Annotated in this window: 19 protein-coding genes; 11 read left to right on the top strand and 8 right to left on the bottom strand. The window is 74.4% G+C overall.

What is annotated here, in order from left to right:
• Positions 1–233: 233 nt before the first annotated feature.
• The 4 genes from ACFXDE_RS35310 to ACFXDE_RS35295 form a co-directional block, all read right to left on the bottom strand.
• Positions 234–1,127 carry an MOSC domain-containing protein gene (locus tag ACFXDE_RS35310; protein ID WP_380498538.1) on the bottom strand — a complete coding sequence of 298 codons (894 nt, stop codon included), beginning with the start codon at positions 1,125–1,127 and terminating at the stop codon, positions 234–236.
• 326 nt (positions 1,128–1,453) lie between these two features.
• Positions 1,454–2,248, bottom strand: coding sequence for a DUF6643 family protein (locus ACFXDE_RS35305; protein ID WP_380445623.1), 795 nt, complete (start codon positions 2,246–2,248; stop codon positions 1,454–1,456).
• 437 nt (positions 2,249–2,685) lie between these two features.
• The gene (gene mscL, locus ACFXDE_RS35300) at positions 2,686–3,129 is read right to left on the bottom strand and encodes a large conductance mechanosensitive channel protein MscL (protein WP_380498537.1); all 444 of its coding nucleotides are present in this window, start codon (positions 3,127–3,129) and stop codon (positions 2,686–2,688) included.
• Positions 3,130–3,463: 334 nt separating this feature from the next.
• On the bottom strand, positions 3,464–4,600 hold the full coding sequence (locus ACFXDE_RS35295) for a glycosyltransferase family 4 protein (protein WP_380498536.1): 1,137 nt from the start codon (positions 4,598–4,600) through the stop codon (positions 3,464–3,466).
• A 336-nt stretch (positions 4,601–4,936) separates the two neighbouring features.
• On the opposite strand from ACFXDE_RS35295, the gene ACFXDE_RS35290 reads away from it, so the two are divergent.
• From ACFXDE_RS35290 to ACFXDE_RS35280, 3 genes are all read left to right on the top strand, one after another.
• Positions 4,937–6,355 (top strand): glycosyltransferase family 4 protein, encoded by a 1,419-nt coding sequence (locus ACFXDE_RS35290; protein ID WP_380498535.1) that lies wholly within the window; start codon positions 4,937–4,939, stop codon positions 6,353–6,355.
• 207 nt (positions 6,356–6,562) lie between these two features.
• Positions 6,563–7,300 (top strand): thiol:disulfide interchange protein DsbA/DsbL, encoded by a 738-nt coding sequence (locus ACFXDE_RS35285; protein ID WP_380498534.1) that lies wholly within the window; start codon positions 6,563–6,565, stop codon positions 7,298–7,300.
• A 99-nt stretch (positions 7,301–7,399) separates the two neighbouring features.
• Positions 7,400–8,275, top strand: a complete 876-nt coding sequence (locus ACFXDE_RS35280) for an alpha/beta fold hydrolase (protein WP_380498533.1) — start codon at positions 7,400–7,402, stop codon at positions 8,273–8,275.
• Between the two features lie 18 nt (positions 8,276–8,293).
• Here the strand turns inward: ACFXDE_RS35280 and ACFXDE_RS35275 are convergent, their stop codons facing one another.
• Positions 8,294–9,040 (bottom strand): SAM-dependent methyltransferase, encoded by a 747-nt coding sequence (locus ACFXDE_RS35275; RefSeq protein ID WP_380498532.1) that lies wholly within the window; start codon positions 9,038–9,040, stop codon positions 8,294–8,296.
• A 244-nt stretch (positions 9,041–9,284) separates the two neighbouring features.
• Positions 9,285–10,436 carry a glycosyltransferase gene (locus ACFXDE_RS35270; protein WP_380498531.1) on the bottom strand — a complete coding sequence of 384 codons (1,152 nt, stop codon included), beginning with the start codon at positions 10,434–10,436 and terminating at the stop codon, positions 9,285–9,287.
• Between the two features lie 57 nt (positions 10,437–10,493).
• Here ACFXDE_RS35270 and ACFXDE_RS35265 point away from each other — a divergent pair, with 57 nt between their 5' ends.
• Positions 10,494–11,270, top strand: coding sequence for a glutamate racemase (locus tag ACFXDE_RS35265; RefSeq protein WP_380445612.1), 777 nt, complete (start codon positions 10,494–10,496; stop codon positions 11,268–11,270).
• A 138-nt stretch (positions 11,271–11,408) separates the two neighbouring features.
• Here ACFXDE_RS35265 and ACFXDE_RS35260 read toward each other — a convergent pair whose 3' ends face one another.
• Positions 11,409–12,437, bottom strand: a complete 1,029-nt coding sequence (locus tag ACFXDE_RS35260; RefSeq protein ID WP_380498530.1) for a polysaccharide deacetylase family protein — start codon at positions 12,435–12,437, stop codon at positions 11,409–11,411.
• Here ACFXDE_RS35260 and ACFXDE_RS35255 point away from each other — a divergent pair.
• The 4 genes from ACFXDE_RS35255 (at position 12,430) to ACFXDE_RS35240 (ending at position 14,732) form a co-directional block, all read left to right on the top strand.
• Positions 12,430–12,957, top strand: coding sequence for a hypothetical protein (locus tag ACFXDE_RS35255; RefSeq protein WP_380498529.1), 528 nt, complete (start codon positions 12,430–12,432; stop codon positions 12,955–12,957). The genes ACFXDE_RS35260 and ACFXDE_RS35255 overlap by 8 nt on opposite strands.
• Positions 12,958–13,055: 98 nt before the next feature.
• Positions 13,056–13,328 (top strand): hypothetical protein, encoded by a 273-nt coding sequence (locus ACFXDE_RS35250; protein ID WP_380448608.1) that lies wholly within the window; start codon positions 13,056–13,058, stop codon positions 13,326–13,328.
• Between the two features lie 347 nt (positions 13,329–13,675).
• Positions 13,676–14,233, top strand: a complete 558-nt coding sequence (locus tag ACFXDE_RS35245) for a sugar transferase (RefSeq protein WP_380498528.1) — start codon at positions 13,676–13,678, stop codon at positions 14,231–14,233.
• 10 nt (positions 14,234–14,243) lie between these two features.
• Positions 14,244–14,732, top strand: coding sequence for an NUDIX domain-containing protein (locus ACFXDE_RS35240; protein WP_359970746.1), 489 nt, complete (start codon positions 14,244–14,246; stop codon positions 14,730–14,732).
• A gap of 100 nt (positions 14,733–14,832) precedes the next feature.
• On the opposite strand, the gene ACFXDE_RS35235 is transcribed toward ACFXDE_RS35240, so the two are convergent.
• Positions 14,833–15,372, bottom strand: a complete 540-nt coding sequence (locus ACFXDE_RS35235) for a PTS-dependent dihydroxyacetone kinase phosphotransferase subunit DhaM (protein WP_380448602.1) — start codon at positions 15,370–15,372, stop codon at positions 14,833–14,835.
• A gap of 279 nt (positions 15,373–15,651) precedes the next feature.
• Here ACFXDE_RS35235 and ACFXDE_RS35230 point away from each other — a divergent pair, with 279 nt between their 5' ends.
• The 3 genes from ACFXDE_RS35230 (at position 15,652) to ACFXDE_RS35220 (ending at position 18,881) form a co-directional block, all read left to right on the top strand.
• Positions 15,652–15,906, top strand: coding sequence for a DUF397 domain-containing protein (locus ACFXDE_RS35230; RefSeq protein ID WP_380448617.1), 255 nt, complete (start codon positions 15,652–15,654; stop codon positions 15,904–15,906).
• A gap of 905 nt (positions 15,907–16,811) precedes the next feature.
• Positions 16,812–17,306 carry a hypothetical protein gene (locus ACFXDE_RS35225; RefSeq protein ID WP_329926780.1) on the top strand — a complete coding sequence of 165 codons (495 nt, stop codon included), beginning with the start codon at positions 16,812–16,814 and terminating at the stop codon, positions 17,304–17,306.
• Between the two features lie 366 nt (positions 17,307–17,672).
• Positions 17,673–18,881 carry an acyl-CoA dehydrogenase family protein gene (locus tag ACFXDE_RS35220; RefSeq protein ID WP_380498527.1) on the top strand — a complete coding sequence of 403 codons (1,209 nt, stop codon included), beginning with the start codon at positions 17,673–17,675 and terminating at the stop codon, positions 18,879–18,881.
• Positions 18,882–18,884: the final 3 nt, after the last annotated feature.

The following is an 18,884-nucleotide window of genomic DNA, read 5'->3' as shown; positions in this document are numbered from 1 at the left end:
TCCCCGGGCCGCCCGCGCACCGGGGCGCGGGCCGCCCCCCCCCCATCGCGCCCCCGCGGGGGTGCTCCGGCCGGTGCCCGCGATCGTGCGGGCACCGGCGGATCCCGTCTTCACCACATGTTCCGCCCACCGGTTTCAACGAGCGCACACACTCCTGGTTCCGGAGCGGGAGTTGCGCGGTGGGGGTGGTGGGTCGCGTGGTGCGCGCGGGAGCGCGTGCGGCGGTGCTCAGCTCAGGCGCGGGAGTCGACCGACCACTGCCGGCCGTCCTCCAGGACCTCGACCTCGTCGCCGAGCCGCAGCGTGCCGAGGACGTCGCCGCCCTGTCCCGGGAGACCGGTGGAAGCCGGCCGCTCGGGGATGAGGTTCATGCCGAACGCGGCCTGCTTGCGCAGCCGGTGGTGCTTGGCGAGGGTGCGCAGCGGTTCGGGCCCGCGCCGCTCGCCGCTCTCCTGGTCGGTGGTGGTGACGACGCAGCGGCCGCAGGGCTTGACGACCCGGAAGGTCAGCTCGCCGATCCGGATCCGGCGCCAGCCGTCCTCGGCCCACGGTTCGCTGCCGTCGACCACGACGTTGGGGCGGAAACGTTCCATCGGCAGCGTCTCGTGGCCGTCGGGGTGCGCGGCGGCGACGAGTTCGTTGAGGCGGGCGAGCGAGGCGGTGGTGGCGAGCAGCAGCGGGAACCCGTCGGCCATCGAGACGGTGTCGCCGGGCTCGCCGTACTCCGGGTCGACGGGCCGGGCGTGCGGGTCGTCCAGGTGCACCAGGCGGTACTCGCCGAGGTGCTCGGCGATCCACTCGTGCGCTTCCTTGGGCGCCTCGGCGGCGCGGAAGCGGGTGCCCCAGACCTCGACCTCGGCGAGCGGGTCGCCGGCCGCGACGGTGGGGGCGGCGATCTCGATCCGGTCGCCGCCCGGGGCGGTGAGGGTGAGCGTCCCGTCCGGGCCGAGGCCGGTGCGGATCTGGCCGAGGGCGGGGTTCTCCCGCTGGCTGACGAAGCGCCCGGTGGGGTCGGCGAGCATCCAGCGGCGGTCTCCGGCGAGGCCCCAGGGTTCGACGGGGGCGCTGTCGGGGCTCACGCGGTACATGGACTTGACGGGGTAGACGTGGAGTCCGGAGAGCTGCATCCCTCCATCCTGCCAGCCGCGATCGCGCCGGTCGGATCGCCCCCCGTGCGTGCGCGCACTTCCGCGGGCGCGCCGGGCGGTCCGCGTACCCGCCAAAGCGCGCGCCCCTTCGCGCCCCTTGTGTGTGCCCCCTTGAATGCGCATGGACTCCTGAATGCGCACAGACCCCTGAACGCGCACGGACCGCCCGGACGCCGTGGGGGGCGTTCCGGGCGGTCCGTGGATGACCCGTTTCTCCGTTCGCCCGGCGTTCAGGGGGCGCCGGGTGGTACTCAGGTGGTGCGGGTGCGGGCCGGGTGGGGATTCGGCCCTGGGAGGTCAGTGGCTCAGTAGCCCTGGCCCTGCGGCTGGTAGCCGTTCTGCTGGAACTGACCGGGCTCGCCGTACGGTCCCGGACGCTGCGGCTGCATCGGGCGCACCGGCGCGACCGGGGCCATGGCCGGGCGCAGCTGGCCGCCGCCGAAGGACTGGTCGCCCTGGCCGGGGAAGCCGGGGCCGGCCTGGCCCGCGCCGTTGAACGACTGCTGGCCGCCGAAGCTCTGCGGGCCGCCGTGCTGCTGGCCCGGCTGGCCGGGCCCGAACGCGCCCGGGCCGCCGATCGGCTGCGCACCGAACGACTGCTGGCCGCCCTGGCCGCCGACGAAGGTGTTCTGGCCGCCGAAGCTCTGGCCGCCGGACGGCTGGTAACCGCCGCTCGCGGTCTGGGCGAAGCCGGGTGCGGACGGCTGCGGACGCTGGTACGCCTGCTGGCCGCCGTAGCCGGGAACGGGCGGCTGGGGCGCGGAGGCGTACGCCGGCGCGGACTGCGCCGGGATGTACGCCGTGGCGGGGCCGGCGGAGGGGGCGCTGCTCGGGCCGGGACCGAGGGCGAGGCGGGCCGGCGGCAGGGCGGGGAGGTTGGAGGCGGCGCTCTCGTAGCCGGCGCCGTAGCGGTTGTCGTAGGACGGGCCGAGGCTTGATCCGTACCCGGACGACATGGCCGGCGGCAGGGCGGCCGGCACATTGATGGGGGCGATCTGCGGGACACCGCGTTCGGCGACAAGGCTGTCGTAAATCGGCGTGCCGGAGGAGAAGGACGGAGAGGGGTAGCCGACTCCGTCGTAGGAGCGGGGCGAGGTCATGGGGCATACGGTAAGCCCACAATGCGCCTGCTGAGGAGAGCGGGAGGGGGAGCAGTTCGAGTGTTTACACAGTCTTCGCTCGCACAAAGGTTTCGAAAGTAGGAAGAACGGACATACCGGCGTTCAGATCCGGACCACCTCGACACCCCGTCAGTGATCGAACAGCGCCCGGACGCGCGACCTGCGGGGCCTTGTGGTGACTGGCCGGTGACGGCCCGGGTACCTGGCGGAGAAACTTTTACGGACGGGGCGTGCGCGGGCGCGTTCGAGCCCCCGCCGAGGCTGCGGCGGGGGCTCGTGAATGTTTCGGGGATAAAGTCCCCGTCAGCGTGTGCGCGGGCCGACTTCTCGCCCGTGCGGCCCGACTTGTGCGAGGCCGGGCCGGGCAGTGGGCCCGGTCGGCGCGCCCGCCGGGGGCGCCCAGCCGGTGTGCCTCGTCAGTGCGACTGCAGGGCCTGGGCCGGGAGGCCGGGGTGGCCGGTGACCTCGGAGGTGCAGAACGAGCAGCGCCGCGCCGCGGCCGGGATCGCGCTCAGGCACTCGGGGCAGTCGACCTTGGCGGCCGCCGCCGGCTCGCCCTCCTCGAACCGGGCCTGCAGCTTGCCGACCGGCACCACCACGACGAAGTAGATGACGGCGGCGACCAGGACGAAGCCGATCAGGGCGTTGACGAAGACGCCGTAGGGGAAGCGGGTGCCCGCGACGTCGAAGGTCTTCTGGGTGAAGTCGCCGACGGCGCCGGTCGCGACCCCGATGAGCGGAGTGAGGAAGGCGGTGACGAACCCGGTGACGACGGCGGTGAAGGCCGCGCCGATCACGATGCCGACCGCGAGGTCCACCACGTTTCCGCGCAGCAGGAAGCTGCGGAATCCCTTGAACACCGAGTACTCCAAATCCGTACGGGGGAGGGGGAGATGGGGTACACGGAGGCGCCCCGGCCGGACATCCTGCCGACCGGTCGGGGCTGAGGTCCAACCGCGTTCACCCGATTCGCGTAACGGGCCTCGGACGGGAGCGGGCCGTACGCAGTCGGCGCCCGGGCGCTCCGCGTACGGGGCGATCCGGCGGGGTCGGTGTCGTCCGGTGTTGTTCGGTGCGGTGTGGTGCGGTGTGGTGCGGTGCGGTTCGGTGGGTTCGGTCCGGTCCGGTGCTGTTCGCGGCTGACCGGGGGGTGGGGGCGGCTGCGTGACCTCGTGGTCCGGGCTCCGCCCTCCCTCACACCGGTCGCACGTGCAGTGAGCGTTCGTAGAACTCGACCATCTGGGCGGACACTTGGTGCAGTGTGAACGAGGTGAGGAAGCGCGCCCGGGCCGCCGTCGCCCGCGCGCGGGCCGCCGACCGGTCCGTGAGCGTGTCGGCGATGGCCGCCGCGAGGTCGGCCGGCCGCTCCGGCGGGACGAGCCGGGCGTAGTCCCCGGACCCGACGGTCTCGCGCAGACCGGGCAGGTCCGTGCAGACCAGGGGCGTGCCGATGCCCATCGCCTCGATCGCCGCACCGCCCTGGCCGTCCCGCCGCGCGGGCACCGCGACCGCGTCGGCGGCGGCCATCAGATCGGCGACGTCCTCGCGCGGCCCGAGGAAACGGACGTTCCCGGCGGCGTCGGCGAGTGCGCGCAGCCGCGCCGTCTCGGGGCCCTCGGCACCCGCGAGCAACAGGACGGCCGTCGGCTCCGCGCGTCGGATCGCCGGCCAGGCGTCGAGCAGCACGTCCAGGCCCTTGCGGTGGTACTGGCCGGCGGCGACGAGCACGACGGGCACGTCCCCGGGCAGGGCCAGCGCCCCGCGCACGGCGGCCCGGCGCTCGGGGGTCGCGGTGCCGAGCAACTCCGGGTCCCGTCCGCGCGGGACGACGTCTATCCGCCGGCGGGGCACCCGGAGGCGTTGCGCCGTCGCCGCGGCGACGTACCGGGTGAGGGCGTGGAAGCGGCGGGTGCCCCGGGCGGTCGCGGCGTCCAGCGCCTGGGACGGGCCGAGCCCGGCCGCCCCCGCCGCGCCGGGCGGCGGATCGGCCAGGCTGGTGACCACCGGCGTCCGGGCGGCCAGCGCGGCGGCGCGGGCGAGCAGATCGGAGCGCCGGGCCCCGGCGTGGTGGGTGGTGTGGACGAGGTCGGGGCGGCGCTCGCGGATCAGCCGGTGCAGCGCGGCCGCGGTGGCGGCCCGGCCCGGGCGGCCGACGGCGAACACGGCGGCGCCCGCCTCGGTGAGCTCGGCCTGACAGCCGCCGGGCACGTCGTGGAGGTACGCGACGTCCAAACCGACGCCCGCGCGCACCAGTTGGGGCGTCATCGCGAGCAGGGCCCGCCCGGCCGCACCGAGCCGGCTGACGTCGTCGATCACCTGAAGCACGTGCACAGGCCACCCCCCGCCCTTCACCGGGTGCGTCCGTTCTCCCGTGCCGGACGCGCCCTGACTGCCGCTCAGCATCGCAGGTGGCCCGCGCGGCCCGCCAGGGATTACGCGCGAGGGGAACGCCACACGGTGCCGACCGGCGCCGTGTGGCGGGGAACGGGCCGGACCGGGGTGGAACAGGGCCGAACGGTGGGGCGAACCGGGGCGCACAGCGGTCGCATCCGGCGCACGACGGCGGGCTGCCAGCGCACGCCGGGGGTATCAGCGCGGGCGCACGGACCACCAGCGGGTGGTGCGAAGGGGCTGTCGCGCGCGTGACGCTGTGCCAAGGTCGTTGCCATGCCCGACGACACGTGCGATACGTCGGCCGACCCGGCCGAAACCCGTCCCCGCATCCTGCACCTGATCAGCGATTCGCGCCGCAGCGGCGCCCAGAACTTCGCCCGGGACCTCCACCACGAGATGCGCCGGCGGGGCCAGTCCTCCGCCCTGATGGCCCTCGCGCCGAACCCCGGCTCACGCTCCTCCCCGGGCTCGCGGTCGGGGCAGCGTATCGAGCAGCAGCCCGACGGCGGGCCGGACCACGGCCCCGCGGCGCGGGCGATACCGCCCGGGGCGCGGCCGCAGACGTCGCCGGCGGCCCACGAGCCCCTGGCGCCGGACCAACCGGGCGCAACGTCCACGTCCTGGTCCACGTCCTCGCCCGTGTCGCTCCCCTCGCAGTACCGGCAGTACCCGCAGCACTCGGAGCACCCGCAGTACCCGCAGCACTCGCCCTTCGCGCCTGACGCCCCCGGCGCGCGCACCCCGACCGTCCTCGGGCCCGGCCGGCTGCGTCCCTCCACGCTGCTGGCCCTGCGCTCCGCCGCCCGCGCCGCCGACGTCGTCCTCGCCCACGGCTCCGACACCCTCGCCGCCTGCGCCCTCGCCCTGGCCGGGACCCGCACGCCGTTCGTCTACGTGTCCGTCGGCCACCCCCGCTACTGGACGGGGACGGCACTGCGCCGGGTCCGCGGCAGCACCCTCCTGCACCGGGCGGCGGCCGTCACCACGCTCACCGACGAGGCCAGGACCGTCCTGGAGGAGCACTTCCGGCTGCCCGACGGAAAGGTGCGGGTGATCCCCAACTCCCGTGCGGCCGAGAGTTATCCGCCCGCGGAGGGGAAGGACGAGCGGCGGGCCGCCCGGCACGCGCTCGGGCTGCCCGTGGACGTCCTGCTGGTGGCGTGGATCGGCGCGATCGCGCCCGAGAAGCGGCTGGACCTCGCGCTCGACGTGCTCGACCGGCTGCCGGACGTCCGCCTCGCCGTCGCCGGGGACGGCCCGCTGAGGGAGGTCCTGGCCCGGCACCCGGCCGCGGCCCGGGCCCACTTCCTCGGTGCGCTGCCCGACCCCGTTCCGCTCTACCGGGCCGCCGACGCGGTGCTGCTGACGAGTGACAGCGAGGGCGTGCCCGGCGCGCTCATCGAGGCGGCGCTGGCCGGGGTGCCGGCGGTGGCGACGGACGTGGGCTGGGTGCGGGAGGTGGTCCGGGACGGGGCGACCGGCGCGCTGGTCGCCCCGGGGGATCCGCTCGCCCTCGCGGAGGCGCTGGCCAAGGTGCTGGCCTGCAACCGAGCGGGCCTCGGCGCGGCGGCCCGGGAGCACGCGCTCGCGCACTTCGAGCTCGGCGCGGTCGTGGACGCCTGGCAGCGGCTGGTCGCCGAGGTGTGGGCGGAGAGCCGGGGGCGGGCGAGACGGGTGACGGCGAACAGATGACAGATAACAGATTTCAACATCTGTTATCTGTCATCTGTTAGTTGTCCGCCGTCGCCCATCGCCCGTCGCCCATCGCCGGTCCACCGTCGCCGGTCCACCGCCGCACGTCACCATCCGTACGCCCCGGTACGCCGATCGGGCGAATCGGGCCCTACCCGCCCTGCGACGACTCGCCGGTAACGAACCGTCACGGCCAGACTGCCCGATGTGAATCCTGCGAAGTCCGAGAAGCCCGAGGCGCCGGCGAAGCCCGTCAAGCCCGTGAAGTCCGCGAAGTCGAAGGCGCTGCTGAGGTCCACCGTCCTGCTTGCGGTCGCCGCCGGGATCGCCGCGTCGCCCGTCCAGGCCGGCGCGGCCGTCCACCGCCAGCCCGCCGAAGGCGTCCAGTACGTGAAGCTCGACCACCCGCAGCCGGTGCGCGAGTCCGCCCGCACCGAGGCGGTCGAGTTCTTCTGGTACGACTGCGGCCACTCGCAGCAGCTCGAACAGCCGCTCCAGGCCTGGTCGGACAAGCACCGCTCGGACGTCGCCCTGCGGCGGGTCCCCGCGATCTGGCAGGGCGGCCCGGAGGAGGCCGTGCAGCGCGGCCACGCGCGCCTGTACTACACGCTGGAGCGCCTCGGCCTGGTCGAGAGACTGCAGGTGAGCGCGTTCCGCTCGGTGCACAACGACAAGGCCGACCTCGCCACCGAGGTCGCCGCCACCGACTGGGCCGCGCGCCACGGCGTCGACCCGCAGCGGTTCCGCGAGGCCTACCGGTCCGCCGAGGTGGCGCGGTCGGTCGACGACGCGGCCGCGCAGTTCGTCCGCTACGGCGTCAACGAGCTGCCCACGGTGGTCGTCCAGGGTGAGTACCGCACCTCGCCGAGCAAGGCCGGCAGCGTCGACGCGATGCCCGAGGTGCTGGACTACCTGGTCCAGCAGGAGCAGCAGCGCAAGCGCTGATGCCCGGGCCTGGTCGGGCCGGTGACGTGGAGTCAGCGACATGGAATCAGTGAGCTCATCCTTGCCAACTAACCACCTCAATGCTGTTTAATGGTTAGCATGAGCGAGCTGACGATCCCGCACGTCCATCACCGCCACGTCGATCTCGACGGCCTGCGCGTCTTCTACCGCGAGACCGGCCCGGCCGACGCCCCCGTTCTCCTCCTGCTGCACGGCTTCCCGTCCGCGTCGCACCAGTACGCCCGCCTGTTCGACGCGCTCGGCACCCGCTACCGCCTGATAGCCCCCGACTACCCCGGCTTCGGCCACAGCGACAGCCCCGCGCCGGACGCCTTCCACTACCGCTTCGACACCCTCGCCGACGTCGTCGAGCGGTTCTGCCTCGCGCTCGGCCTCGACCGCTTCGCGCTGTACGTCTTCGACTTCGGCGCCCCCGTCGGGTTCCGCCTGGCGACCCGCCGGCCCGAGTGGATCACCGGTCTGGTGGTCCAGAACGGCAACGCCTACGAGGAGGGACTCTCCGACCAGGCGCGGGAGTTCATCGCCAACCGGCACGGCATCGAGGGTGCCGGCGAACGGGCCCGCGCGATCCTCACCCTGGAGATCACCCGCGGCCAGTACGAGGGCGGCACCGGCGACCCGACCCTCGTCGCCCCCGACGGTTGGACGCTCGACCAGCACTTCCTCGACCGGCCCGGCCGCAAGGACATCCAGGTCGAACTCGCCCTGGACTACCACTCCAACGTCGAGCTCTATCCGGTCTGGCAGGAGTGGCTGCGCGCCGACCAGCCGCCGGCGCTGATCGTCTGGGGCCGCAACGACCTGTTCTTCACGGAGGCCGGCGCCCGCGCCTACCTGCGCGATCTCCCCGGCGCCGAGCTGCACGTCCTCGACACCGGGCACTTCGCGCTGGAGGAGAAGCTGCCCGAAATCGCCCCGCTGATCGACGACTTCCTCGCGCGCACCCAGAAGTGACCTGCGTGGTAGGAGGGTTCAGTCACGCCGCAGCAGGTAGGTGACGAACCCGAGCATGCCCCGGTAGCCGTGCAGCCATGCGGCGCGGTGCCGGTCGGCGGCCTCGCGGGCGGAGGCCGCGCCGGGGTCGTCCGGGTGGTCGAGCGCCCACTCGGCGAGCGTGCCCGTCCACGAGAACTCGTAGGCGTCCCACTCCTGTTGGCTGCTGACGTGCCCGTCCACCGGTGTCCAGCCCTCGGCGATCAGGCGGTCGGTGGTGGTCGCCAGGTCCGCGTAGTCGTCCCGGTCCGCGCCCAGCCCTTCCAGCGCGGTTCGGGACGGCTCGCGCTCCCAGAACGCCTCGCCGACCAGTACCCGCCCGCCCGGCGCGAGTTGATCGCGGACGGCGGCCAATGTCGGCAGCAGCCCGCCGAAAGCGTGCGTCGCACCGACGTTCAGGACCAGGTCGAACGGTTCCGCCGAGCCGAACTCCCGTGCGTCGACGTGGTGGAGGCCGATCCGTCGCACCACGCCGAGCGCGGTCGCCGTCTCCCGGGCCCGGGTCAGCGCGTCCGCGTCGAGGTCGACCCCGACCGCCCGCCACCGCGGGCGCGCGGCCAGCGCTCGGACCAGCCAGGCGCCCTCCCCGCAGCCGAGGTCCAGCATCCGGCCGGCCTCGGCGTGCCCGGTGGCGCGCTCCAGCAGTCGGGCCACCGACTCGTCCGCGAGCGGCGCGGCGACCGGGTGGCGGGCATGGGCGAGACGGGAGAGCCGTTGACGGTCCATTCGAGCAGTATGGATCCGCGACAGCCGGTCGCGCGCGGAATCACGCGCGGAATCACGCGTGGATTCCCAGCCGGATCCCCGCCTCGGAATCCCGCCCCGGATCCCCGCCCCGGATTCCTGCCCCGGCTCCCGCGCCGAACCACGTCAGCCCGCGCCGGTCCCGGAGCCGTACACCTGCCAACCCGGACACCCGGACACCCGCCAACCCGCCAACCCCGACACCCACCAACCCGGAGCCCGGGCGTCAGGCCTGTTGCGAGTACGTCCGGCCCTTCCAGGCCGCTCCCCGCCCGCGCCAGTGCTGGACGGCCGAGTCCACCGTCATCAGCAGGTACATCGCCGCCGTGAACGGGAGCAGCAGCACGGCCGGAGCCGGCTGCCCGTAGTACCGGACCATCGGCAGGTACGTGCCGGCCATCAGCGCCCACGCCGCCCCGCCCGCCACGGCGACCGCCGGAGCCCCCGCGAGCAGGCCGGTCACCGTCGCCACCGGCGGGACCAGGTACACCAGCGCCAGCCCGAGCACCGTCCCGAGCAGGAGCAGCGGCGAGTGCCGCAGCTGGGCGTACGCGCTCCGCGAGACCATCCGCCACAGCTGCTCCAGTCGTGGGTACGGCCGGACGCTGTCGACCTCCCCGGCGAGGCCGAGCCAGGTCCGCCCGCCCGTCGCCTTCACCGCGCGGGCCAGCGACACGTCGTCGATCACCGCGCCCCGGATCGCGGCCACGCCGCCCGCCCGTTCCAGCGCCTCCCGCCGCACCAGCGAGCAGCCGCCCGCCGCGGCCGCCGTCCGTCCGCCGGGGCGGTTGCTCCGGCGGAACGGGTACAGCTGTGCGAAGAAGTACACGAACGCGGGCACGATGAGCCGTTCCCAGCCGGTCTGGACCCGCAGCCGGGCCATCTGGGACACGAGGTCCAGCCCGTTGCTCTCGGCCGCGGCCACCAGCTCGGCGAGCGAGTCCGGGCCGTGCGCGATGTCCGCGTCCGTCAGGAGGAGGTACTCCACGTCCGGGCCGGCCAGTTCGACGCCGTGCCGCAGCGCCCACAGCTTGCCCGTCCAGCCGGGCGGCAGCGGGGGAGGGGTGGTGACGGTCAGTTCCAGGCCGTCCATCGTCCGCAGCTCCGCGGCGAGGGCGCCGGTGCCGTCGGAGCTGTGGTCGTCCACCAGGATCACCCGTGCGCGTCCCGGGTACTTCTGCGCCAGCAGCGTCGGCAGGCTGACCGGCAGCACCCGCGCCTCATCCCGGGCCGGCACCACGACGGCCGCCTGCGGCCAGCGCGCCGGGGGCCGGCGCGGCGGGAGCCGCACGTCGGTGCGCCAGAAGGACCCGTGGCAGCACGCCAGCCAGAGCCAGACCAGCAGGGAGGACGCGGCGATCCACAGCAGGACGGTCACTCCGGCAGTCTGCCGCAGAACGGGCCCGGAAGGGGGGATCGACTAAAGTCCTGTCCCGTGAAGATCGCACTGATGGACTCCGGAATCGGCCTGCTGGCCGCCGCCGCCGCGCTGCGGAAGCTGCGCCCGGACGTCGACCTCGTGCTGTCGTCGAACCCCGCGTCGATGCCGTGGGGCCCGCACACGCCCGAAGAGATCACCGAGCTCGCGCTCGGCTGCGCCCGGGCCGCGGCGGCGCTCGGGCCGGACGCGCTCGTGATCGCCTGCAACACCGCCTCCGTCCACGCGCTCGCCACCCTGCGGGCCGAGCTCGAACCGGAGCTGCCCGTCATCGGCACCGTCCCGGCCATCAAGCCCGCGGCGGCGCTCGGCGGGCCGGTCGCCATCTGGGCGACCCCGGCCACCACGGGCAGCGCCTACCAGCGCGGCCTGATCCGCGACTTCGGGGGCACGGCGGACGTGACGGAGGTCGCCTGCCCGGGGCTGGCGGACGCGGTCGAGCACGGCGACGACGACGCGATCACCGCGGCGATCGCGGACGCCGCCGCCCGGACGCCCGCCGGCACGTCGGCGATCGTCCTCGGCTGCACCCACTACGAGCTGGTCGAGGACCGCATCCGCGCGGCCGTCGCCGCCACGGTGGCCCCGGGCTTCACCTTCTACGGCTCCGCCGACGCGGTCGCGGCCCAGGCGCTGCGCCGTGTCGCGGACCCGAGCCGCATCGGGACGGGCACGACGACGGTCCTCCACGCGGGCGTCCCCACCGTCCTCCCGCCGGCCGCCGCCCTCTACGCCGAGTCGCGCGCGCTGGTGGCCCCGACCCTCGCGGTGTAGCTCCGCACGCGGGCCCGCCAGGGCCCGGGACGCCGATGGGCGCCGCGCGGGAAGTCGACCCGATCGACTTTCCACGCGGCGCCCATCGGCGTCCCGGTCTTTTCCCGGCCCCGTACGCGAGGAAGAGGAGTCCGCCCCCTATCCGACCGGCCGACGGCGCCAGCGGCGGTAGGCCGGCTCCAGGCCGGACAGGATCGTGTCGAACCGGCGGGTGCTGGTCGTGGAGTCGACCTGGAGCCGGCTGATCTGGAGCGGGTGGGAGGGGATCCGCGGCCCGAGGCGGTGGTCGGAGAGGAAGCCCAGGCGGTAGCCGAGCTCCTGCAGGACGGTCTCGGCGCGGGGGTCGTGGCCGCCGTCGGGGTAGGCGAAGGCGATGGGGGGCTCGCCGAGCCACTGCGTGAGGGCCTCGTGGGCGCCCGCGATCTCGGCGCGGACGGTGTCGTCGTCGCAGCGCCCGAAGCACGGGTGCCCCTGGGTGTGGTTGCCGATCGCGATGCCGCCGTCCCGCAGGTCCCGCAGGTCGGCGGGGGTGAGCTGCTCCTGGCTCGGCGGTCGGCGGTCGGCGCTGACCCGCAGCTCGTGCAGGCTGCGCCGGCGGTCGGGGTCCGGCATGGCCTTGAGCCGGGGGAGCAGCTGCGCGGGGTGGTCGGAATCGAGTGAGCGGGCCCGGCCGCCGTGCCGGGCGAGGAAGTCGGCCTCGTGCCACCAGAACGGCCGCTCGGTGCCGATGAGCTCGGAGATGACGAACGCGGCGGCCGGGATGCCGCGGGCGTCGAGGGCCGGCAGCGCGTGGGCGAGCACGCTGCGGTCGGCGTCGTCGAAGGTCACCAGCACGCTGCGCGGCGGCAGCGGCCGCTGCTCGGTGACGGCCTGCAGGACGGCGGCGAGGGAGACGGGGGTGGCGAGTCTTCGCAGCCGGTCGAGCTGGGCGCCGAACGAGCCGGGGTCGGTGACGCCGTGGTAGGCGAGGACGGCGAGCCGCTGGGCGGCGCGGGCCCGGAAGACCGGCTGGACGGGGGCGAACCGCAGCCAGTCGACGGGCTCGTTGCGGCGCCGGGTCCCGGCGGTCGCGCCCGCCGTCCACCCCCCGTGCGGCTCGCCCAGGCAGCCGGCGAACGGCGCCAGCGCGCGCACGCCGGGGGCGGTGGTGAACGCCGCGGTGGACATCGACGACCCGGACCTGGACGGCCCGGACCTCACCGGCACGGACCCGGTCGAGACGGACCTGGGCGAGACGGACCCGGACGAGACGGACCCGGACGAGAAGGAAAGCGGCGAAGCGGACCTCGACGAGAGCGGCGAGACCGACGAGATGGACGAGGCGGACGACACGGACGACACGGACGACATGGACGAGGCGGACGACACGGATGAAACGGACAACGGTGATACGGACATCGGCACGACGGACATCGGCATGGCGGACATCGACGTGGTGGGCTGGGAATGCGGCACGGTTCCCCCTCGGTCGCCGAGCGGCGTGGCGGTACCGTCGGAGGACGGAGCCCGGCCTCCGACTCCAGTGGGCGGCGGCTCCGCCCCCTGGGTATTCCGGTCCTCGGCGGGGGGACGAACACCCGCACCGCGGACGGCTCCTGGATCGCTCAATGTAGTGGGAGACCCCCACCCCCGGCGGATGGTTGTGCTGGGTGGACGAGGATTTTTCGTGGACCGAATGTGGAGGTGAATTGCATGCTCACGGCAGGTGTGAAGGGTTGCGCTGAGTGCCGGGGGCATCACCGCTCGCGGGCTGCTTCCGGCGTCCGGCCGGGGTACCTTGGGCTCATGGCAGATGCGGACCGTGATCCCTTCCACCTGCACGGCGCGACCCGGATGGCGCGCGCATGGAGCGGCGGTGCCCTGGTGACCCACCAGATTCCGCTGGCCGTGGTGGGTCTGGCCTGCCTGGCGCTGGGGATCGTCGTCGCGGTGATCGTGCCGGACAGCGGCGGGCCCGCGTGGGCGATGGCCGTGGCCGGCTGCCTGGCGGCCGGGGTCCTGCTGCTCGGGCGGATCGCGTTCGGCCTGCTGCGCGACCGCCGCGGCGCCGCACTCTGAATACCGGTCCCGATTGCGGCCGGACGGCGGCCCGATACCGTGCTGATACCGGTCTGAGCGCCGCCCCCGAACACGGTGGGTGAACACCGGAACCGAACACCGCGACACGCACCGAACTCGCGGAAGTGCGTACGCACGGTGAAGTCGGCGAACTCGGCGAACTCGACAAAAGCAGCCGAAGCGGCCGGATTTCGGCTGCTTCGGTAAAGCGTTCCCCACTTCTTCCACCATTCTCGGGCGACGCCTTCAAACCTCCCCTTACCGTGAATGCGTTCTCTTGGAGGGGTTGCGATGAGCGGCAGCGCCGGGACCGGTGGGTCGGAACCCGCCAGACATGCGCCGGGATCATGAAGCGCGGCGGCGACCTCGCGGTCGCGGCCCTGGCCGGGATCGTCGCGGTGCCGCTGGCGCTGGCGATCGCCGTGCTGCTGCGCTGGGCGGCCGACGGGCCGGTGCTCCTGCGCCTGCCCAGGGCGGGCCGGCACGGCCGCGTGTTCCACGTCCTGCGCTTCCGGACCGACCGGCGCGGACGGATCGGGGAACTGCTGCGCCGCACGGGCCTGGACGAACTGCCCCGGCTGTGGAACGTCGCCCGCGGCGAGATGGGGGTGATAGGGCCCCGGCCCGATCACCCGGCGCAGGTGGTCCACTACGACCGCCGCGAGCGCGCCCGGCTGGCCGTGCGGCCCGGCCTCACCGGCTGGGCGCAGCTCCAGGCCCGCGGGCCGTCCGCCGGGCTGAGCCGCCCGCAGTGGGCGGAGCTGGACCTCTGGTACGTCGAGCACCGCTCGTTCGGGCTCGACCTGCGGATCCTCGGTCTGACGGTCAAGGCGTTGCTGTGCCCGGACGACGGCGCGGTGGGCGACCCCGTACGGCCCGGCCGCCGAACCGGTCGACCTGGGTAGGCTGCGGTTCATGGCCATTCCTCAGTTTCTCGCCGAGCTCCGTTCCGTGGTGGGCAACCGCCCGCTCTGGCTGAGCGCCGTCGCGGGCGTCGTGCTGGACGACCGCGACCGGGTGCTGCTCGCCAGGCGGTCCGACGACGGGCGGTGGGCGGTGGTGGGCGGCATCCTCGACCCCGGGGAGCAGCCGGCCGACGGCGTGGTGCGCGAGGTGCTGGAGGAGACGGGCGTGGTGGCGGTGCCCGAGCTGCTCGCCTCGGTCTCCGTCACGGAGCCGGTGACGTACCCGAACGGCGACGTGACGCAGTATTTGGTGCTGACCTTCCGCTGCCGGGCGATCGGGGGCGAGGCGCGGGTGAACGACGACGAGTCGCTGGAGGTCGGCTGGTTCGCGCTGGACGCGCTGCCACCGATGATCGACCTCGAACACGAGCGGCTGCGGCACGCGCTGGAGTGCGAGGGGCCGGCGGTCTTCTCGTGGGAGGGCAAGGAGCGCCCCTGACGGTGCCGTGCGCCGGACCGGTCACCCGGGCGATGATCACCCAACGAGTCCCGGGTGACCGGCCGGCCGGTTCGCCCACCGATCGGTTTGCGCCAAAACCTCAGCCCTTGTGCTGGCGGTAGGCCTCCTCGGCCGCGTCCAGGACCGCGGCGAGGTCGCCGCCCGCGGTCGCGGTGGCGACGGCGGCGACCGTGCCCTCGACGAAGGGGGCGTCGGCGAAGCGGACCGGGAACGGCAGGCCGTGCTCGTCGGCCTCGGTGAGCAGGGCCCGTACGGTCGTGACCGCGCTGCCCAGGTCGGCCAGCACGACGACGCCGTGGCCCTGGTCGACCCGGCGGGTGGCGGCGGCCACCAGGACGGCGCTGATGCCGGGTCCGGCGGCCGGGTCGCCACCGGTGGCGGCGACCGGGGCGGGGGAGTCGGATCCGGTCAGCGCGAGCGCCAGGGTACGGACGGCGGTGGCCAGTTCCTGGCTGTGGGACACCAGGACGATGCCGACCCGGCCGTGCGCGGGCGGCCGGCCGCGGGTCGGCCGGGGCAGCGGGGCGCCGGAGGGCGGGGTGCGGGGCGCCGGGGGGTGGGCCGAGGGGGCGTCCGAGATGGGGATGACATCGGCGCGGGCGCCGTCCCGGCGGTTCATCGGCTGCTCCCTGCGGGGGTCTCGGGTCGGGACCGGTCCGGGCGGTGTGCCGGGCGGGGCGCCGGGCCGCGGACCGGACGTCGGGTCGAGGTCCTCCTCACTCTGGCAGCTGCCCGCGGCCCCGCCGGGCGGACACGCCCGCCGCCCGCCGGGCGCCGCCGGTGCCCGGCCGGGTGGAGACCTCGTCAACCCGCTGACCGGGGCGGGCGGGTGTGGCTAGGCTGGCCGGGAAAGCCGTCGGGAGGAGACCGAGCAGTGGCATCGAACAGCGGGACTGACGTGGAGACGGCCGGCGCCCGGGGAGCCGGGGCGGGGCCCGAGCTCGCGCCCAGCGGGAAGCCCAGGGTGGACTTCACCGGCGCGACGTGGCTGTGCAGCAGCCAGGGGGTCGGGGACGTCCAGATCGCGTTCGTGGACGGGTACATCGGGATGCGGGACGGCCGTCAGGAGGACGGGCCGGTACTGGTGTTCACGCCGGGCGAGTGGCGGGCCTTCGTGCTCGGCGCGCGGGACGGCGAGTTCGACCTCACCTGAGTCGTCGCACGGGCCCGGGAGGGCGAGCGTGTAGTCGTGGGGCGGCCCCGGGGACGGGGTTCGCCCCACGGGCGTTCCAGGAGTCCCTCCGAGGAGCGGCGCGGGGTTCGCCACGGGCCGCCGCGGATCCGATACGGAAGGGCCGCTGACGGCACGGAAAGGCCGCTGACGGGTCGTCGGAGGGTCGCCGCAGGGCCGACTCGCAGCCGGCTCACGGCCGGTTTCAGGTAGGGATCATCACAACAGATGATCTATTGAGCGTGCCTCGTCAGAATTTCTGTTGACTGTTAGACAAACGCAGCTCAGAGTATGAGCACAGGCAGACGCCGTGCCCACCGCCCCCACGCGGCCAGACACGGCGCCTGCTGTGCGGCCCGGCAGCGTTGCCGGGCCATCCTCCCAGTAGTCCCCTGCGCACCGGGGTGCGTCGGCCGGTCCCGGCCCACGAGGGGCCGGCAGTCGCCGGGAGGTCGGCGCCGAATCCGAGAGCGACTCGGACCGCGGCACCATGTGCTCGGGACCCGCACGCCCCCACGCGGCGGCGTCCCGAGCAGATCCACGGGAGCGACGGGCCGGGGCCCCGCGGATCTGGTCTCTTGTTGCGTGAACTGCACGGAACTGCAGGAACTGCATGGAACTGTTGGCTTGTGGCTGTGCTGTGTGCGACGACGAAGCTGGGTGCTCGGCGGATCGGCACGACGATGTGCACAGTGAGGGATACGCGTGTAGGGCCGCGTATGCGACATGCCGTCCCCCCGGAGGGTGAAACCCAGAACGGCTGTCGTGCTGAACCGAACGTAGCCCGGACGGTTGCTCAGAGTCAACATTGGTCTCTGAGCGTGGATCTCCCGCCGGTGCCCCACCCACCCCGCGAGCGTGGTGTGCCGGACACGTACGATGTTCCCATGTCTTTTCTCCGCCGTCGCTCCGGACAGCCCGCCGGCCCGGACTTCGACGTGCTCGCGATGGACCCGGGCGACTGGCCCGGCGACTTCGGTGCGGCCATGATGACCGGCCCGGACGGCTCCTGCCAGGGGATTTTCCTGCGCTACGACCTGTTCGGCGGCAGAGGCCCGGCGATGTTCATCGGCAACCTCCCCGAGGGCTCGCCGGCCCGGGAGACCGGTGACGACGTCCCCTTCGAGGTGCGCCAGCTGCTCGCGGCCCTGGAGAACGACGAGCCGGTCGACTTCGTCTCGGCCGAGGACTTCCCGGTCATGCTCGGGGACGACCTGCTGATCGTGAAGAAGGTCAAGGTCAGCGAGGAGCGTGTGTTCTGCGCCCAGTTCGGCCGCAGCGACGGCGTCCAGGTCACGATCGCGTCCTGGGACCGACCGATTTCGGACGACCTGTATCAGCTCCTGAAGCCGCTCCCCGCGGACATGTTCCAGCAGGGCTGAAAACCGCCGTCCGCCCCTCGTTCGTCCGCCGTCCACCCGGTGCTCGTCCGGCGGCCGTTCGCCGTCCGGTCCCCGGGCCGCTGCTTGACGGTTTCGATCACCGGTTCGTACAGTCGCGGACATGTCGTGCCGTCTCCCGCTGCTGACCCGCCGCAGCTACCTGGACCTGCGGCGCACCGCCAGCGCGGCGTGTCCGGGCCACTGAACGGCGGAAGCGCGTCCGGCCGAGCGGCCGGAACCGATCCGGGGTCGGACCCCCTGCCGAACCGGGTCCGGACCTGCGCGCCGCCGACCGACGGTGCGAGCCCGCCCGGCGGGCCGCCCGCAGTTGCCGAGCCCCTGCTGCCGCCCGGAGGCACCCGCACCATGACCACGACCGCCGCCGACCCGTCGCCCGTCGCCGCCGCCCTCGCGGGGCTGCCCCGAGTGGTCGACCTGCTCGCCGCCCGCGCCGAGGAGCACGACCGGGACGCGACCTTCCCCTACCAGGGCATCGAGGCGGTGCACGAGGCCGGGCTGCTCACCCTCACCGTGGCGCAGCGGTACGGCGGTCCGGGCGGCACGCTCGCCGACACCGTCCGGGTGCTGTCCCAACTCGGCCGCGGGGACGCCTCGGTGGCCGTCGTGACCGCGTTCACGCTGCTCCAGCACGCCGAGCAGGCCCGCCGGGCGCCGTGGCCGGCGGCGGGCTACCGGAGGCTGCTGACGGAGTCCCGGCGCGGGCCCGCCCTGGTCAACACGCTGCGCGCGGAGCCCGGCGGCCGGCCGGGGGCGCTGCCGGGGACGGTGGCCCGGCGGGACGGGGACGGCTGGCGGCTCACCGGGCGCAAGACGTACTGCACCGGGGCCGAGGCGCTGGCCTGGATGGCGGTGACGGCGCGGACGGACGAACCGGAGCCGCGGGTCGGCACGTTCCTGGTCCGCGGCGAGAGCGAGGGCGTGGAGATCGATCCCACCTGGGACCAGCTGGGCCTGCGGGCCAGTGCCAGCCACGACGTGGTGCTGGACGCGGTCCGGGTGCCCGCCGAGCTCGCGCTCGGGCTCACGGTCGCGCGCCGCGCCGAGGGCGGGCAGGACGCGCCGGAGCGGACGGCGGGGGACCGCGTCGCGGAGGCCGAACTCGCCCGTGCCTGGCACGATCTGGCCCTCTCCGCGGTCGCGGTCGGGGTGGCGAGGGCGGCGCAGGCCTGGCTCGTCCGGTTCCTGAACCAGCGGACTCCGGCCAATCTGACCGAGCCGCTCGGCGTCCTGCCGCGCTACCGCTGCGCGCTCGGCGAGATCGAGGCCCAGCTGATCGGCGCCGAGGAACTGGTCGAGGGGCTGGCCGCGCGGGTGGACCGGGGAGAGCGGGAGGCCGTCGTGCGGACCGGACCGGCCCACCTGCTGGCGACCAGGGCCGCGACCGCCGCCGTCCAGCAGGCCGTCGCGCTGACCGGCAACCCGGGGCTGAGCCGGCGTCACCCGCTGGAGCGCTACCTGCGGGACGTGCTCAGCAGCCGGGTGCACCTGGCACCCGAGGAGGCCGTCCTGGAGTCCGCCGGCCGGGCCGCCCTGGAGCGCGGCGCCCGGCCGTAGGGC

The organism is Kitasatospora sp. NPDC059408, from assembly GCF_042751525.1.
Classification (GTDB): Bacteria; Actinomycetota; Actinomycetes; order Streptomycetales; family Streptomycetaceae; genus Kitasatospora.
The sequence above is the reverse complement of the archived record's forward strand: the minus strand, read 5'-3'. Positions and strand labels throughout refer to the sequence as shown.

What these genes read in the sequence shown, in the direction of transcription:
- ACFXDE_RS35250 (WP_380448608.1), top strand. Translation starts at nt 13,056, where the DNA reads ATGGCAGATGCGGACCGTGATCCCTTCCACCTGCACGGCGCGACCCGG.
- ACFXDE_RS35280 (WP_380498533.1), top strand. Translation starts at nt 7,400, where the DNA reads ATGAGCGAGCTGACGATCCCGCACGTCCATCACCGCCACGTCGATCTC.
- ACFXDE_RS35235 (WP_380448602.1), bottom strand. Translation starts at nt 15,372, where the DNA reads ATGAACCGCCGGGACGGCGCCCGCGCCGATGTCATCCCCATCTCGGAC.
- ACFXDE_RS35245 (WP_380498528.1), top strand. Translation starts at nt 13,676, where the DNA reads ATGAAGCGCGGCGGCGACCTCGCGGTCGCGGCCCTGGCCGGGATCGTC.
- ACFXDE_RS35310 (WP_380498538.1), bottom strand. Translation starts at nt 1,127, where the DNA reads ATGCAGCTCTCCGGACTCCACGTCTACCCCGTCAAGTCCATGTACCGC.
- ACFXDE_RS35305 (WP_380445623.1), bottom strand. Translation starts at nt 2,248, where the DNA reads ATGACCTCGCCCCGCTCCTACGACGGAGTCGGCTACCCCTCTCCGTCC.
- ACFXDE_RS35290 (WP_380498535.1), top strand. Translation starts at nt 4,937, where the DNA reads ATGCCCGACGACACGTGCGATACGTCGGCCGACCCGGCCGAAACCCGT.
- ACFXDE_RS35220 (WP_380498527.1), top strand. Translation starts at nt 17,673, where the DNA reads ATGACCACGACCGCCGCCGACCCGTCGCCCGTCGCCGCCGCCCTCGCG.
- ACFXDE_RS35260 (WP_380498530.1), bottom strand. Translation starts at nt 12,437, where the DNA reads ATGTCCACCGCGGCGTTCACCACCGCCCCCGGCGTGCGCGCGCTGGCG.
- ACFXDE_RS35225 (WP_329926780.1), top strand. Translation starts at nt 16,812, where the DNA reads ATGTCTTTTCTCCGCCGTCGCTCCGGACAGCCCGCCGGCCCGGACTTC.
- ACFXDE_RS35275 (WP_380498532.1), bottom strand. Translation starts at nt 9,040, where the DNA reads ATGGACCGTCAACGGCTCTCCCGTCTCGCCCATGCCCGCCACCCGGTC.
- ACFXDE_RS35240 (WP_359970746.1), top strand. Translation starts at nt 14,244, where the DNA reads ATGGCCATTCCTCAGTTTCTCGCCGAGCTCCGTTCCGTGGTGGGCAAC.